This window comes from Vibrio sp. THAF64 (assembly GCF_009363455.1).
GTDB lineage: Bacteria > Pseudomonadota > Gammaproteobacteria > Enterobacterales > Vibrionaceae > Vibrio > Vibrio coralliilyticus.
The window spans coordinates 3,231,742-3,246,201 of sequence record NZ_CP045355.1; the positions used below are offsets into that span (position 1 = coordinate 3,231,742).

The 14,460-nt window shown below is 46.7% G+C and carries 11 protein-coding genes and 10 tRNA genes; 4 read left to right on the forward strand and 17 right to left on the reverse strand.

Going from position 1 to position 14,460, the window contains the following annotated elements:
- Nucleotides 1-13: 13 nt before the first annotated feature.
- The 6 genes from hflX to tsaE all read right to left on the reverse strand — a co-directional run bounded on the left by hflX (nucleotide 14) and on the right by tsaE (nucleotide 6,919).
- Nucleotides 14-1,303, reverse strand: a complete 1,290-nt coding sequence (hflX, locus tag FIU99_RS15030; RefSeq protein WP_006957052.1) for a ribosome rescue GTPase HflX — start codon at nucleotides 1,301-1,303, stop codon at nucleotides 14-16.
- A gap of 44 nt (nucleotides 1,304-1,347) precedes the next feature.
- Nucleotides 1,348-1,614: an RNA chaperone Hfq gene (hfq, locus tag FIU99_RS15035; protein ID WP_006957051.1), complete on the reverse strand. Its 267-nt coding sequence runs from the start codon at nucleotides 1,612-1,614 to the stop codon at nucleotides 1,348-1,350.
- 187 nt (nucleotides 1,615-1,801) lie between these two features.
- Nucleotides 1,802-2,749 carry a tRNA (adenosine(37)-N6)-dimethylallyltransferase MiaA gene (gene miaA, locus FIU99_RS15040; protein ID WP_006957050.1) on the reverse strand — a complete coding sequence of 316 codons (948 nt, stop codon included), beginning with the start codon at nucleotides 2,747-2,749 and terminating at the stop codon, nucleotides 1,802-1,804.
- Entirely contained in the window at nucleotides 2,746-4,722 is a 1,977-nt protein-coding gene (mutL, locus tag FIU99_RS15045) for a DNA mismatch repair endonuclease MutL (protein WP_006957049.1), read from the reverse strand. The genes miaA and mutL overlap by 4 nt, the downstream gene beginning before the upstream one ends.
- A gap of 8 nt (nucleotides 4,723-4,730) precedes the next feature.
- Nucleotides 4,731-6,461, reverse strand: coding sequence for a LysM peptidoglycan-binding domain-containing protein (locus FIU99_RS15050; protein ID WP_006957048.1), 1,731 nt, complete (start codon nucleotides 6,459-6,461; stop codon nucleotides 4,731-4,733).
- A complete protein-coding gene (tsaE, locus tag FIU99_RS15055; protein WP_006957047.1) occupies nucleotides 6,458-6,919 on the reverse strand; it encodes a tRNA (adenosine(37)-N6)-threonylcarbamoyltransferase complex ATPase subunit type 1 TsaE in 462 nt (153 codons plus the stop codon). The genes FIU99_RS15050 and tsaE overlap by 4 nt, the downstream gene beginning before the upstream one ends.
- A gap of 200 nt (nucleotides 6,920-7,119) precedes the next feature.
- Between tsaE and queG the strand changes: the two genes are divergently transcribed.
- A complete protein-coding gene (gene queG, locus FIU99_RS15060) occupies nucleotides 7,120-8,232 on the forward strand; it encodes a tRNA epoxyqueuosine(34) reductase QueG (protein WP_006957046.1) in 1,113 nt (370 codons plus the stop codon).
- A 546-nt stretch (nucleotides 8,233-8,778) separates the two neighbouring features.
- Here queG and FIU99_RS15065 read toward each other — a convergent pair.
- The 11 genes from FIU99_RS15065 to orn all read right to left on the reverse strand — a co-directional run bounded on the left by FIU99_RS15065 (nucleotide 8,779) and on the right by orn (nucleotide 10,625).
- Nucleotides 8,779-8,854: transfer RNA gene (locus tag FIU99_RS15065), tRNA-Gly, on the reverse strand.
- Nucleotides 8,855-8,891: 37 nt separating this feature from the next.
- A tRNA-Gly gene (locus FIU99_RS15070) sits at nucleotides 8,892-8,967 on the reverse strand.
- Between the two features lie 19 nt (nucleotides 8,968-8,986).
- A tRNA-Met gene (locus tag FIU99_RS15075) sits at nucleotides 8,987-9,063 on the reverse strand.
- Between the two features lie 42 nt (nucleotides 9,064-9,105).
- A tRNA-Gly gene (locus tag FIU99_RS15080) sits at nucleotides 9,106-9,181 on the reverse strand.
- A 19-nt stretch (nucleotides 9,182-9,200) separates the two neighbouring features.
- A tRNA-Met gene (locus FIU99_RS15085) sits at nucleotides 9,201-9,277 on the reverse strand.
- Nucleotides 9,278-9,319: 42 nt separating this feature from the next.
- Nucleotides 9,320-9,395, reverse strand: a tRNA-Gly gene (locus tag FIU99_RS15090).
- A gap of 112 nt (nucleotides 9,396-9,507) precedes the next feature.
- Nucleotides 9,508-9,584, reverse strand: a tRNA-Met gene (locus tag FIU99_RS15095).
- Between the two features lie 41 nt (nucleotides 9,585-9,625).
- Nucleotides 9,626-9,701 (reverse strand) — tRNA-Gly (locus tag FIU99_RS15100).
- A gap of 3 nt (nucleotides 9,702-9,704) precedes the next feature.
- Nucleotides 9,705-9,781: transfer RNA gene (locus tag FIU99_RS15105), tRNA-Met, on the reverse strand.
- Nucleotides 9,782-9,823: 42 nt separating this feature from the next.
- A tRNA-Gly gene (locus tag FIU99_RS15110) sits at nucleotides 9,824-9,899 on the reverse strand.
- A 180-nt stretch (nucleotides 9,900-10,079) separates the two neighbouring features.
- On the reverse strand, nucleotides 10,080-10,625 hold the full coding sequence (gene orn / locus FIU99_RS15115; RefSeq protein ID WP_039951071.1) for an oligoribonuclease: 546 nt from the start codon (nucleotides 10,623-10,625) through the stop codon (nucleotides 10,080-10,082).
- Nucleotides 10,626-10,734: 109 nt separating this feature from the next.
- On the opposite strand from orn, the gene rsgA reads away from it, so the two are divergent.
- The 3 genes from rsgA to FIU99_RS15130 all read left to right on the forward strand — a co-directional run bounded on the left by rsgA (nucleotide 10,735) and on the right by FIU99_RS15130 (nucleotide 14,407).
- On the forward strand, nucleotides 10,735-11,790 hold the full coding sequence (gene rsgA, locus FIU99_RS15120) for a small ribosomal subunit biogenesis GTPase RsgA (RefSeq protein ID WP_006957099.1): 1,056 nt from the start codon (nucleotides 10,735-10,737) through the stop codon (nucleotides 11,788-11,790).
- A gap of 111 nt (nucleotides 11,791-11,901) precedes the next feature.
- The gene (asd, locus tag FIU99_RS15125; protein ID WP_152472354.1) at nucleotides 11,902-12,834 is read left to right on the forward strand and encodes an archaetidylserine decarboxylase; all 933 of its coding nucleotides are present in this window, start codon (nucleotides 11,902-11,904) and stop codon (nucleotides 12,832-12,834) included.
- 157 nt (nucleotides 12,835-12,991) lie between these two features.
- Complete coding sequence (locus FIU99_RS15130; protein WP_006957101.1) at nucleotides 12,992-14,407, forward strand: DASS family sodium-coupled anion symporter; 1,416 nt, start codon at nucleotides 12,992-12,994, stop codon at nucleotides 14,405-14,407.
- Nucleotides 14,408-14,460: the final 53 nt, after the last annotated feature.

A 14,460-nucleotide genomic window follows, 5' to 3' on the forward strand; every position in this document is an offset into this window, starting at 1 on the left:
CTGTAGCAGTCATTTAAGTAACTATAAAGTCACGTAAAACTGCCCCTTCTCTTTTTTCAAGTCTAGACCAATCCACTTGTTGCATGCGAACATCAATCAACAAGTTACCATCCTGATCATATTCTTCTCGTTGAATACATTTCATTTGGAAGAATGTACTACGAATGCGCCCCTGATGTTGTGGCGGTATTCGCAATTGATACTGAACCATTTGACTAGCTAAGCGCTCAGTCAGAGCATCAAACAGCAGTTCAACACCAATGCCTTCCATTGCCGAAACCCAAACGGCACGAGGAATACCTTCTTCGTCCCTTTCAATTCGAGGTTTCTGGTCTTCGAGATTATCAATTTTGTTCATTACGAGAAGAGCAGGTACCTCATGGGCACCAATCTCTTCAAGCACTTCATGAACAGCATGAATATTCTCACGAAAACGCTCATCACTGGCATCGACAACATGTAACAAAATGTCAGCTTCCTGCGTTTCTTGCAGGGTCGCTTTAAAAGCGGCGACTAGGTCATGGGGTAAATGTCGGATAAATCCAACCGTGTCAGCCAAAATGGCTGTTCCCACATCCGCAAGCTCAATTTTTCTCAACGTTGGATCCAAAGTGGCAAACAGCTGGTCTGCTGCATATACGCCCGCTTCGGTAATGCGGTTAAACATGGTGGATTTACCCGCGTTGGTATAACCAACCAGAGAGATAGTTGGGATTTCCGCTCGATTTCTGGATCGGCGACCTTGTTCACGCTGCTTTGCCACTTTTTCCAAGCGGCGCAAGATAGCTTTTATACGGTCACGCAAAAGACGTCGGTCAGTTTCTAACTGGGTTTCACCTGGACCACGTAAACCAATACCACCTTTTTGTCGCTCAAGGTGAGTCCAACCACGAATAAGTCGAGTAGAGATATGGCGAAGCTGAGCGAGCTCAACCTGCAATTTACCTTCGTGTGTTCGGGCACGTTGAGCAAAGATATCGAGGATCAGACCGGTACGATCAAGGACTCGACATTTACACAACGATTCTAGGTTACGTTCTTGGGCAGGAGAGAGGGCGTGATTGAATATCACTATATCCGCAGCAGCAAGTTGCACCGCTTGGGCAATTTCCTGAGCTTTACCCTCTCCGACATAATATTTAGGGTGTGGTGACTGGCGACTACCAGTTACAACTTGTAACGTTGAGACACCAGCTGAAGATACCAGCATTTCAAACTCGCTGAGATCTTCCCACTCCCCTTCTTGCGTGAAGTTGATATGAACAAGTACGGCTCGCTCACCGGCTTCATAACGGTCAAACAAGCAATCAACTCCTTAAAATAATACTAGTTTTCTTGTTCAGAGAATTAATCTTCTGATTTCTCTTGCTGACGCTCGCCACCCTGAGGACGCTCACCACTGTGGTGGCTAACTGGACGAGCAGGAACTACCGTAGAGATAGCGTGCTTGTATACCATTTGGTTTACTGTGTTTTTCAGCAAGATCACAAATTGATCGAAAGACTCAATCTGACCCTGTAGTTTAATTCCGTTTACTAGGTAGATTGATACGGGAATACGTTCACGACGTAATGCATTTAAGAATGGGTCTTGAAGAGATTGCCCCTTAGCCATTTTATTTTCCTTATTTTGTAATTTTGTTCTAGTTATTTAGCTAGTGGTGCGCTGCAAAACTAGGTGCGGCCTTTGCATCTGAGCTAAACGATAAAAAACACCCTGTCGTTACCTGTTATGACGGCTTTACCATCAAATTTCAAGTAACAGATCCTTTACAGGGTACATTCACGCAAAAGCGATCACATTATACACAGCTAAAACCTTCAGACGCTATGGCATTTGATACGGTTTCTAGAGACTGTTCTATGTTTTCGCTATCTAACCAAGTTAAATCATCCCAGCTGCGCAACCAGGTGATTTGTCGCTTGGCCAACTGGCGGGTCGCACAGATGCCTTTAAATATGGCATCATCAAGTGTGCAATTCCCATCCAAATAATCCCACATCTGCCGATAGCCGACGCAACGAATAGAAGGAAGATCTGGGTTAAGATCATCGCGAGCATACAACTCACGCATTTCTTGCTCAAATCCTGCTTCCATCATTTTGTCGAATCTTAATTCGATTCGGCGATGAAGTTCAGCCCTTTCCTTGGGAGCTATAGCAAACTGTTTCACTCTAAACGGCAGGCTTTCACCTTTGGTTTGAGTCAGTTCAGTAAGAGTTTTACCTGAAATTCGATAAACTTCCAATGCCCTCGACAATCTTTGCGGATCATTCGGGTGGATTCGTTCAGCAGAAACCGGATCAATCTCTTTGAGTTGATCGTGCAGTACCTCCCAGCCTAGAGTCAATGCTTCTTGCTCAATTTGCTGACGGATTTCAGGGTTTGCAGCTGGAAGAGGTGACAAACCTTCCAGTAGTGCTTTGTAATAGAGCATGGTGCCACCAACCAAGAGTGGGATCTTGCCTTGCTCTACAATCTTGTGCATTTCATTCAACGCATCGCGACGAAAGTCTGCGGCGGAATAGGCTTCGCTAGGATCGAGAATATCGATCAATCGATGTGGGGCCTGTGCCTGTTCTTCATCATCAGGCTTGGCGGTACCGATATCCATCCCTTTATAAATTAGAGCGGAATCCACAGAAATAATTTCCACTGGAAATTTTTTTCGCAGGCGGATCGCCAGATCGGTTTTCCCCGATGCGGTTGGCCCCATTAAAAAGAGGGCCAAAGGTAATTCATTCTTCATAACTTCATCGCTGCAATGGTTGCAGAAAAATCAACAGGGCGAACAAAAGTACGGTCATCTAACGGCAGGTTCCCCCGCCAAAGTTGTTCTATCTCAGCAATGACCTGTATCGCTTCCGACAAAGTGTAGTCGCTTTTAACCTGTGTGATCTGGTTGGTTAACCAATCAGAGAGCGCCTGTGGTGGCAAGGCTTGATCATTCTCTGATATCAAAGCCGCGTAAGATAACAGATCTGGTATCAATTGTTGTAAATTTTGCTGACGAAGCGGCTGAGGTACCCCCATGATCATCAATGAGGATGAATTTCGACTCTTCAGCTCTATGCCAAACTGCATCAACGTTGCGTGATGCTGTTGAGACGCTTCAATCTGCTGATGGTCGAGTTTCAGTGACAATGGCACCAAGAGAGGCTGACTCTTCAATGCCCCTCCATTGAGTGACAACTGCCCGTTCACACGCAACCATTCTGCTTTAGCCATTGAGACTACCCTCGCTCCCTGCTTATCTCCCATAAGCAAGTACTGGCCTTGAGTCACACAGACAGCTTTACCCAATGCCTCTATTGCCTCAGCAGGCTCTGCGAGAGCTGAAGTTACAGGTTCAAGTTCTGAGGGAATTGGAGGGGCTTCCTGAGACAACACTGGTGTTTCCAGCAACTCTTTGTAAGCACGTACTTCCTGCTTGCTTGGTGCTGGCTCTCCATAGCGCTCTTCAGGTTTCGCTTTTTGCCGAGGTACAGGACGTGATTCTACCCAGTCACTTTTCGCTGCTGCCTCACGTACCTGAGTACGCTCTTTCTCAGCTTGACGCTTTTCTTCATAGCCTTGCTGACCAGGATAAGCAGGCACTTTTTCCACTGCTCGATACACGCTTTCAGACACAGGATTGGTGTCGGCAGTGACGGGGGTAGGTATTTCCGGTGTAACGGGTTCTGTATGAAATGCAGAGGCGTTGATGTCGGGTTTATCAATCTGAGCACTCTGTACTAGAGCATCACTCAAGGCTTGATAAATAAAGTCATGTACCAGACGAGCTTGATGGAAACGCACTTCATGTTTCGCCGGATGGACATTCACATCGACTTGATGGGGGTCAATCTCAATAAACAGCACATAAGTAGCAAACTGTTCAGGACGTAGACTGGTCTCGTAGCTTTGCCTAATGGCATGGTTGATCAGCTTGTCACGCATCATACGGCCATTGACGTAGCAGTATTGCAGATCACTTTGCTGACGAGCTCCTTCGGGCGTCGTGATCCAGCCATGCAGCTTGAGCCCTTGGTGTTCAAGCTCAATTTTCAACATATTGCGCACGAACGGGTTGCCACATACTGCCGCAATGCGTTTTTCTTCTTGAACCTGAGTCTTAGCCGCTCGATATTGCTTGATCATTTTGCCGTTGTGTCGCAAATTGATCGTGACGTCAAATCGGCTTAAAGCGATACGTTTTAACAGCTCGTCAATATGAGTAAATTCGGTCTTCTCTGTGCGGAGGAATTTACGTCTAGCTGGCGTATTAAAAAACAGATCCAGCACTTCGACTGACGTACCAATAGGGTGCGCTGTCGGTTGCAGCTTCACTTGCATCTCGCGCCCTTCACTGTACGCAGACCAAGCCTGATCTTGTGTAGCAGGACGAGAGGTCAGTGTCAGACGAGCAACAGAACTGATACTGGCAAGCGCTTCGCCACGAAACCCTAAGCTCATGATCGCTTCAAGATCATCCAAGCTGTGTATTTTTGACGTCGCATGACGACTCAAAGCTAAACCCAACTCATCCTTGGCAATGCCTTTGCCATTGTCACGCACACGGATAAGCTTAGTGCCGCCTTTTTCGATATCAATATCAATCCGGGTAGCACCAGAGTCTAAACTGTTTTCGACCAGCTCTTTGACAACGGAAGCTGGCCTCTCAACCACTTCCCCTGCGGCAATCTGGTTAGCCAGTCGTGCTGGAAGAATTTTAATCGTCATGCTTATCGCTACTTATTCGGAATGATCAGAACCTGACCAATCGCCAGTTCATCTGAACGCAGATTGTTGGCTTTTCGGATCGCGCTGACACTCACATCGTATTGGCTGGCAATTTTCCCAAGGAACTCACCGCGCTTCACTTTGTGTTTACGTAACGGCTGATCTTTCATGCTGACGGTAATTTTCAGCTTTTGACCGAGCTTCAGCGTGTCAGAACGCAGTTTGTTTTCGCGTTTAATCGTTGCAACCGACACTTTGTATCGCGCAGCAATCTTACCGAGGTATTCCCCACTTTGAACCACATGAGTGATGGTCTTGGTTTCCACCGGATTCGTCACTTTAGGTACTGGTATTGCACCTTTTGAACCTGGGATCGTCAACACCTGACCAATCGCGAGACTAGAACTTTTCAGCTTATTGGCCTGCATGATGGCTTTCGTTGTCGTGCCGTACTTTTTGGCAATCACTGACAGCGATTCACCGCGTTTAACCTTATGTTTTATAGTCTTACCACGATTCGAGAACAGAGTACCTTCAGGTGGATTCGCTTCAAAGTACTGAACAATCGCTTTAGTCAGTGCACGCGCCAATTTATCTTGATGGCTGCGTTGGAAAAGTAATTTTTCTTCTGTCGGGTTAGTAATGAACCCAGTCTCAACCAAGACAGATGGAATATCAGGCGACTTCAATACTGCGAGGCTGGCGTTTACAGGTTGCTTCTTGTGCAGTTTAATTCCGGCACTGCTCATCTGTTTGAGGATCTTAGTAGCAACTTTATAGCCTTCTTTCTGAGAATGACTGAACTGCAGATCCAGCAGCGTCTGGCTGACATTCTTATCGCTGGTGTTCTTAGAAAGAACTTCACCTGCACCACCCAGTAGTTGCGACTGTTCCTCGTGATTCTCTACCCAACGGGCGATTTCTGAATTTGCTCGACGTGTATTAAGCACAAACACTGAACCACCGCGCGGCTGCGGAGTGCGGAAACCATCAGCATGAATTGAAACTAATAAATGTGCCTTGCTGCCACGCGCAATTTCGGAGCGTTTGTTGAGATTCACAAAGTAATCACCACGACGAGTCAACACGGCTTTCATGCCCGGAACGGCATTGATCTGAGCAGCAATTTTCTTGGAGATTGCCAAAGTCGCATGTTTCTCATACTTGCGGCTTGGCCCGATAGAACCCGGGTCTTCACCACCGTGGCCAGCGTCAATCGCAACCACAATATCAGCGGTGCCCAATAACTGAGAGGCATCTCGACTCACTTGAGGTGAACTACTTGAAGAAGAAGGCTTGGCTGCTGAGGTAGATGAAGAGGATGAGCCATGAGGCATGTCGATCACCAAACGATGACCATATTGACCACCCGGAGTAGGCGCCAGCTTAAACAACTGAGGCGTCACTTTCCGTTTGAGTTCAAACACCAGTCGATAGGTACCTTTCTGTGGTGGCGAACTCTTACGAATCCTTTTCAGTACTGGACTTTCCGAGACGTTAATCGGTAATTTGGTATTGATGGAAGTCTGCTTGAGATCCACGACTAAGCGATCAGGGCTGCTGAGTGTGAAATAGCTGTACTCCGCCTCCGATGCCAAATCAATAACCACACGGGTTTCGTCAGGAGACGGCCAAACACGAATACTTTCAAGAGCATTTGCCCACACACGAGTGGGCAAAAGAAACAGAGCTAGGAGAAAAGAGACAGAGACAGCTCGAACGAATTTATTGATTATCATAACTCCAACTGTTCAAGTAATTTAGATCCATAATCATTATTGGCAGTGAGATCAACCATGCGCGCTTCACCGTCATAGCGCAACTCTATATCCAGATCTGCGCGAGGAAGCAAACCCTGACCTTTCTCTGGCCATTCAACCAAACAGATCGCATCAGGAGTAAAGTAATCTCGGATCCCCATGAACTCCAACTCTTCCGGATCGGCTAAGCGGTATAGATCAAAATGATAAACTTGCCATTGGTCTAGCTGGTACGGCTCCACTAAGGTATAGGTTGGGCTTTTCACATTTCCCTGATGACCCAGTGCACGCACAAAACCTCGGCTGAATGTCGTTTTACCAGCGCCCAAATCACCGTGTAAATAGATGGTGGTTTGTTGAGAGCATAGGTTTGCCAAGACTGTCCCTAATTGAATCGTTGCTTGTTCATCTTTAAGGGCAAAATGTTTCGTGGTCATGAAGATCAATCTCTACTGGGTGACTATATAAAAATCAAAAGAACAGGAATAGTAAACTGGGTTGGAATTGAGAGACAAGGTCTGTTGTGTAAGTAAAAGCCAAATTCCTGCTATTTTGGCATGAATTCTCTGATTTCGCTGCTAGATTCAACGAAAAAGATCCGTTAAGATCCGCCCCCCATTTCACCAGAGTCATTAGCATGAACTACCAAGAGCTCGCAAACAAGATCAAAGTTTGGGCACAAGAGCTTGGCTTCCAGAAAGCCGGTATCTGCGATGTCGACCTGAGTGAACACGAAGCAGCACTGCAAAAATGGCTTGATGCCGGCTATCACGGTGAAATGGATTGGATGGCACGTCACGGCATGATGCGAGCACGCCCTGCTGAGCTTCTGCCTGGCACAGTGCGAGTCATTAGCGTCCGCATGGACTACCTCCCCCCTGAAGCGCTATTTGCAGCCAACCTAGCCGATCCTACCCAAGCTTATATAAGCCGCTATGCACTGGGCCGAGATTACCACAAACTGGTACGCAACCAGCTAAAGAAACTTGGCCAGAAAATAGAGCAAGAAGTGGGGCAGTTTGGCTACCGCCCTTTTGTCGATTCCGCGCCTATTCTCGAGCGCCCTTTAGCGCAAAAAGCAGGACTAGGCTGGACCGGAAAGCACTCCCTCATTCTGGATAAAGATTGTGGTTCGTGGTTTTTTCTTGGTGAGCTACTCATCGATTTACCTTTGCCCATCGATGAAGCGCACCAAGGTGACTGCGGAAAATGTACCGCTTGTATCACTTCCTGCCCTACCCAAGCCATTATTGAAGAAGGTGTCGTTGATGCACGACGATGCATTTCTTACCTGACCATTGAATTCGACGGCGTGATTCCTGAAGAATTCCGCAAACCTATGGGTAACCGTATTTATGGGTGCGACGATTGCCAGCTTGTTTGCCCATGGAACCGCTTCTCTGAATTAACTGAACGCGAAGACTTTCATCGTAGGCAGGCGTTAACCTCACCAGATCTTGTTACTCTGTTTGCATGGGATGAAAAAACATTTCTCAAAAATATGGAAGGTTCTGCCATTCGAAGAATAGGTCATATCCAATGGTTAAGAAATTTGTCGATCGCCATGGGCAATGCGCCATATTCAGCTAATATTATTGAGGCACTAGAGCAGCGTATAGGATTGAGTGAAGTACTGGATGAACATATTCGTTGGGCGATAGAGCAACAAATTGCCCAAATACCCCATTCATCGACTAAGCTAAATAGGCTAATCCGTATCGTGCAAAAAGGGCTCCCCAGAGATGCATAAACTTTGCCTGATATAAGACGGCGTAATTTGATTTAGCTCTAAAAACGGGAATGTGGAAAAAAGAAAGGGCGATTGCTTGTTTTCTTTCAGCTAAAGAAGTTAATCACATTAGCCATAAATGACCAGGATCAAAAAACAATCACTTAATGATCGAACGAGATGCTCTTTAGCTAACAACAGCCAATCGATAAATTCTTTTAATACAAAGACTTAGCTTAATATCGGGAATCAGAAAGAAACTTTCATAACACAAAAGATCATTTCTCTTCGACTCAAATCAACATCCATAATCAGGTTACCCACCAACTTATCCACAGAACAATAATTGTGGATAACTCTGTTAGTTTTTACAGCTAGCCCTGACTCACCGAGGCTTGTCATTAAAAAATAAAACGAGCACATCTCGTGCTGATTTGAATTTTAGACATAAAAACGCCCACCGTAATGGAGGACTTATTATGATTTTGATTGGTTTATGCTTCACAGCATTAGATAAAGAGCGGTGACCTTTAAGGTCGATCAGACGTCTGAAGTCTGAGAAGAATTTGGAGCGACACACGAGGTTCGAACTCGTGACCTCAACCTTGGCAAGGTTGCGCTCTACCAACTGAGCTAGTGTCGCAGTTCATTATTCAAAGCATAATGAAGGCTTAGAAAATTGGAGCGACACACGAGGTTCGAACTCGTGACCTCAACCTTGGCAAGGTTGCGCTCTACCAACTGAGCTAGTGTCGCATATTCTCATAAGGAGAATTGGTTGCGGGGGCCGGATTTGAACCGACGACCTTCGGGTTATGAGCCCGACGAGCTACCAAGCTGCTCCACCCCGCGTCCGTATTGTCTCACCGTTAAGCACGATGACAGCTATAAATTTGGAGCGACACACGAGGTTCGAACTCGTGACCTCAACCTTGGCAAGGTTGCGCTCTACCAACTGAGCTAGTGTCGCATATTCTCGTAAGGAGAATTGGTTGCGGGGGCCGGATTTGAACCGACGACCTTCGGGTTATGAGCCCGACGAGCTACCAAGCTGCTCCACCCCGCGTCCGTATTGTTTCACCGTTAAGCACGATGACAGCTTTAAATTTGGAGCGACACACGAGGTTCGAACTCGTGACCTCAACCTTGGCAAGGTTGCGCTCTACCAACTGAGCTAGTGTCGCATATTCTCGTAAGGAGAATTGGTTGCGGAGGCTAGAATTGAATCGATAACCTTCGCTAGGTTTTATGAATGGCTGAGCCCGACGAGCTAGCGAATCACAACACCTTAAAATTTGGTTGCGGGGGCCGGATTTGAACCGACGACCTTCGGGTTATGAGCCCGACGAGCTACCAAGCTGCTCCACCCCGCGTCCATATTGTTCACCGTTAAGCACGATGACAGCTTTAAATTTGGAGCGACACACGAGGTTCGAACTCGTGACCTCAACCTTGGCAAGGTTGCGCTCTACCAACTGAGCTAGTGTCGCATTTGGTTGCGGGGGCCGGATTTGAACCGACGACCTTCGGGTTATGAGCCCGACGAGCTACCAAGCTGCTCCACCCCGCGTCCGTATTGTCTCACCGTTAAGCACGATGACAGCTATAAATTTGGAGCGACACACGAGGTTCGAACTCGTGACCTCAACCTTGGCAAGGTTGCGCTCTACCAACTGAGCTAGTGTCGCTTTAACAACGTTTCCGTCGTTTAGGGCTGCGAATTATAAGAGCATTTTTTTGTGATGCAAGTCCTTCCTGCAAAAAAAAAGGTGTTTTTTTTCTGTTTGATGAAAAAGCACACAGAATAGAAGTTTTTTCCATCTAAGCGAGGCTTTTCCATCATTACTCTTAATAGAAAGCCCTGTTTTTTAGATGTTAAAAATTGTTTGGCGATAGTACTTTAGCTCAGCAATTGACTCACGGATATCATCCAACGCCAAGTGACTACCTGTCTTAGAAAAGCCGTCTAATACTTCTGGTTTCCAACGACGGGTCAGCTCTTTAAGTGTACTGACGTCGATATAGCGGTAATGGAAGTACGTTTCCAGTTCAGGCATATGTTTGTATAGAAAGCGACGATCTTGACCCACACTGTTACCGCATATTGGCGACACACCCTTTGGTAACCACTGTTCCAGGAACTCAATTGTCTGACGAACTGCGTCCTGTTCCGTTACTTTACTGGCGCGAACGCGATCCACTAAGCCGCTGCCCGTATGAGTAGTCGTACACCACTCATCCATTTTAGCCAGCTCTTCTTCTGGTTGGTGGATGGCAAGTACCGGTCCTTCAGCTAAAATATTCAACTCACTATCCGTGACGATAGTGGCGATTTCGATGACTTTATGGGTTTCTGGGTCTAAACCTGTCATCTCGAGATCAATCCAAATTAAATTTTGATCGCTAAAGGACATAAATCGTTGCCTATTGGTTTTATGCTAAAAGAGGTACTATACCCAAATTCTGATCCTCAGGGTAGCTATCCTAGGATCCATCAAGATGATTAAAGTTAAGTAGACAATTGTGGCAAAGAAGAAAAAGCTAACCAAAGGTCAAGTGAGACGAGTTAGAAGTAACCAGAAACGTAAACTGGCAAAAGAGGATTCCGTTCAATGGGAAGAATCCATGCTGGGTGCGACTCAAAAAGGTCTGGTGATTACTCGTTTTGGTCAACATGCCGACATTGAAGATGCAGAAAGCGGTGAAATCCACCGTTGCAATTTGCGCCGTGGTATCGAGACCTTGGTCTCTGGTGATAAGGTGATCTGGCGTGCTGGTCTGGAATCAATGGAAGGCATAAACGGTGTTGTTGAAGCCGTAGAACCACGCAGCTCGGTGCTGACCCGCCCTGACTACTATGATGGTCTGAAACCAGTGGCAGCAAACGTCGATCAAATGGTCATCGTATCTTCTGTACTGCCAGAATTGTCACTCAACATCATTGACCGCTACTTAGTCGCCTCTGAAACACTCAATATTGCCCCTCTTCTGGTGCTAAACAAAATTGACTTACTTGAAGAAGAGCAACGCAACCTATATCAGGAATGGCTGAGTGAGTACGAGCGTATCGGTTACAAAGTGCTGCTAGTCAGTAAACAGACTGGAGAAGGCATTGCAGCACTGGAAGCCGAACTCAAAGATCGAACTAACATTTTTGTGGGTCAGTCTGGCGTCGGTAAATCGAGCTTGGTGAATGCATTGATGCCTGAGTTTAACGTTGAAGAAGGCGAAGTCTCTGAAAACTCTGGTTTAGGTCAGCACACTACCACCGCTTCCCGACTTTATCACATCCCCACGGGCGGCGACCTAATCGACTCTCCTGGAGTACGTGAGTTTGGTTTGTGGCATTTGGAAGCTGAAGAAGTCACCAAAGCATTCGTTGAGTTCCGCAGCTACCTTGGCAGCTGTAAGTTCCGGGATTGTAAACACAACGATGACCCAGGATGCGTATTACGTGAAGCAGTAGAAAATGGTGAAATCAGTGAAGTTCGCTTTGAAAACTACCATCGCATCCTTGAAAGCATGGCCGAAGTCAAAGCCAACCGTCAGTACTCACGCAACAAAAAAGCCGATCTGTAACGGCTTCTTGCACAAATCATCAGCGCTTGATACTGACTTTACCGACAAATTTAAGTAGTATCTCGCGCCCAAAAGTAAGCAAACATACAGTTAGCATTGGAATTTATGACAATGGATAAGATTAAAGTTGGACTGCAGTACTGGATCCCTCAACACGGTTTGACCCGTTTGGTCGGTAAATTGGCATCCGCAAAAGCGGGTAGCCTAACCACTGCCGTTATTCGCTGGTTCATCAAGCAGTACAACGTCAATATGGACGAGGCCAAGCACTCTGATCCTAAACATTTCAAAACCTTCAATGAGTTTTTTGTCCGTGAGCTGAAAGACGGTGCGCGCCCAATCACTGAAGGGGAAAGCATCATTACTCATCCAGCAGATGCTTGTGTCAGCCAGTTTGGCCCTATTCAGGATGGCAAACTCATTCAGGCAAAAGGCCATGATTTTACGGCTCAAGAATTATTGGGTGGTGACGCTGACCTTGCGGCTGAATTTGCCGATGGCGAATTTGCAACACTTTACCTTTCACCACGTGATTACCACCGAGTGCACATGCCTTGTGACGGTACACTTCGTCAGATGATCTATGTGCCGGGTGACCTGTTCTCGGTAAATCCTTTGACCGCAGAAAATGTACCAAATCTGTTCGCGCGTAATGAGCGCGTAGTGTGTATTTTCGACACCGAATTTGGCCCAATGGCTCAAGTGTTAGTCGGCGCGACCATAGTCGGTAGCATAGAACAAATCTGGGCAGGTACCATTACTCCACCGCGTGGCAATACTGTCTACAAATGGGATTACCCAAGCAAAGGCGACAAAGCGGTCATCCTCAAAAAAGGTGAAGAGATGGGTCGATTTAAGCTTGGCTCAACGGTGATCAATCTATTTGCTAAAGATGCAATCAAGTTTGATGACTCTATGGCTAACGGCCACGCAACTGTGATGGGGACGCCATACGCTCACCTTACCGCTCCAGAGCAAGAGCAAGAGCAAGAGCAAGAGCAAGAGCAAGAGCAAGAGCAAGAGCAAGAGCAAGAGCAAGAATAACCTCAACAGCCCCGATTTTTCGGGGCTTTTTTTGACCAGAAACAAACCTTACGCAACATTTCTTTATTGCATTCAAAAACTTCCATCTCAATCTAAGACCTTAATTTGGTTATTCTTTATTCTTAGCCGAAGAGTTTCGCTTTGAGGTTAAACCCTTATGCCTAAAATTGATCAAACGATAGTGATCAAATTACTGATTTGCTTTGGCTTACCCGTCGCGGTATTGATGATGCCGATTGATGCCATACCCATAGCAGATCTAACCCTAATACAACATCGCCTGCTGGCAATATTTCTGCTTGCTGCCCTACTATGGGTGCTTGAACCTGTTCCTGTCTTTGCCACCTCGATTCTGATCATTGCACTTGAGCTGATCATGATTTCCGATAAAGGTCTGCACTTGTTCCGTACACCACCAGCGGGGCACGATCTCGGCGAACTCATGAAATACACCGATATCTTCAGTGCGTTTTCCTCACCTATTATCATCCTGTTTATGGGTGGGTTTGCCTTAGCCATCGCCGCATCAAAATATGAGCTGGACAACAACCTCGCACGAGTCTTGCTGCGACCTTTTGGCCACCAGCCTAAATTCATCATGCTTGGATTGATGCTGATCACTGCCGTGTTTTCCATGTTCATGTCCAACACCGCTACTACTGTAATGATGCTGGCGCTACTTGGCCCGATCGTCGCTTCAGCTCCCAAAGGTGACATCGGCATCAAAGCACTCGTTTTATGTATACCAATTGCTGCCAATACTGGGGGCATCGCAACCCCTATCGGTACGCCACCCAACGCGATTGCCCTGCAATATCTAACCGGTGAAAACAGTATCGACTTTCTAAGCTGGATGATGATGGGGCTCCCCTTTGTCATTGTTCAGCTGACGATCGCTTGGTTTTTGCTACAAAAACTCTTCCCTTCTTCTCAGAAAACCATGACGCTCAAACTTGACGGACAATTTCAGCGCAACTGGCGCGCCATGGTAGTGTACGTCACATTCGCCGCCACCATCTTGTTATGGATGACGACAAAAGTGCACGGGATGAACACCTATGTGGTCTCGATAATTCCACTCGCGGTCTTCACCTTAACGGGCATAATGGGCAAAGCCGAACTGAAACAGATCAACTGGGATGTGTTGTGGCTGGTTGCAGGGGGTATCGCGATCGGTATTGGTTTGGACAAAACCGGATTGGCAGCCGCGCTCGCACACGCGATCGATTATGAAGCCCTCTCACCTGTAGCTGTAGTAATTACCATGTCGATTGTGTGCTGGTTAATGGCCAACTTTATGTCCAACACCGCGACAGCTAACCTTTTGATGCCGATTGCAGCCGCTATTGGCGCTTCAATGGAAAGCCTCTCTTCTATGGGGGGATTGCAAGGATTGCTGGTCGTTGTCGCCTTCTCAGCCTCACTCGGTATGATTCTACCTGTCTCTACCCCACCAAACTCTCTAGCTTATTCGACGGGGCTTATTGAGAGTAAAGACATGGCTAAAACGGGCGTGATCATTGGTGTTATTGGTTTAATCATCGTCTATATTGCCGCCTTATTGCTGACTTAAGAGTGACCTCGGACTTCTTGCTCAATTAATGGGCAAGAAGTCACAATTCGGTA

What these genes read in the sequence shown, in the direction of transcription:
- hfq (WP_006957051.1), bottom strand. Translation starts at nt 1,614, where the DNA reads ATGGCTAAGGGGCAATCTCTTCAAGACCCATTCTTAAATGCATTACGT.
- miaA (WP_006957050.1), bottom strand. Translation starts at nt 2,749, where the DNA reads ATGAAGAATGAATTACCTTTGGCCCTCTTTTTAATGGGGCCAACCGCA.
- mutL (WP_006957049.1), bottom strand. Translation starts at nt 4,722, where the DNA reads ATGACGATTAAAATTCTTCCAGCACGACTGGCTAACCAGATTGCCGCA.
- FIU99_RS15050 (WP_006957048.1), bottom strand. Translation starts at nt 6,461, where the DNA reads ATGATAATCAATAAATTCGTTCGAGCTGTCTCTGTCTCTTTTCTCCTA.
- tsaE (WP_006957047.1), bottom strand. Translation starts at nt 6,919, where the DNA reads ATGACCACGAAACATTTTGCCCTTAAAGATGAACAAGCAACGATTCAA.
- queG (WP_006957046.1), top strand. Translation starts at nt 7,120, where the DNA reads ATGAACTACCAAGAGCTCGCAAACAAGATCAAAGTTTGGGCACAAGAG.
- orn (WP_039951071.1), bottom strand. Translation starts at nt 10,625, where the DNA reads ATGTCCTTTAGCGATCAAAATTTAATTTGGATTGATCTCGAGATGACA.
- asd (WP_152472354.1), top strand. Translation starts at nt 11,902, where the DNA reads ATGGATAAGATTAAAGTTGGACTGCAGTACTGGATCCCTCAACACGGT.
- FIU99_RS15130 (WP_006957101.1), top strand. Translation starts at nt 12,992, where the DNA reads ATGCCTAAAATTGATCAAACGATAGTGATCAAATTACTGATTTGCTTT.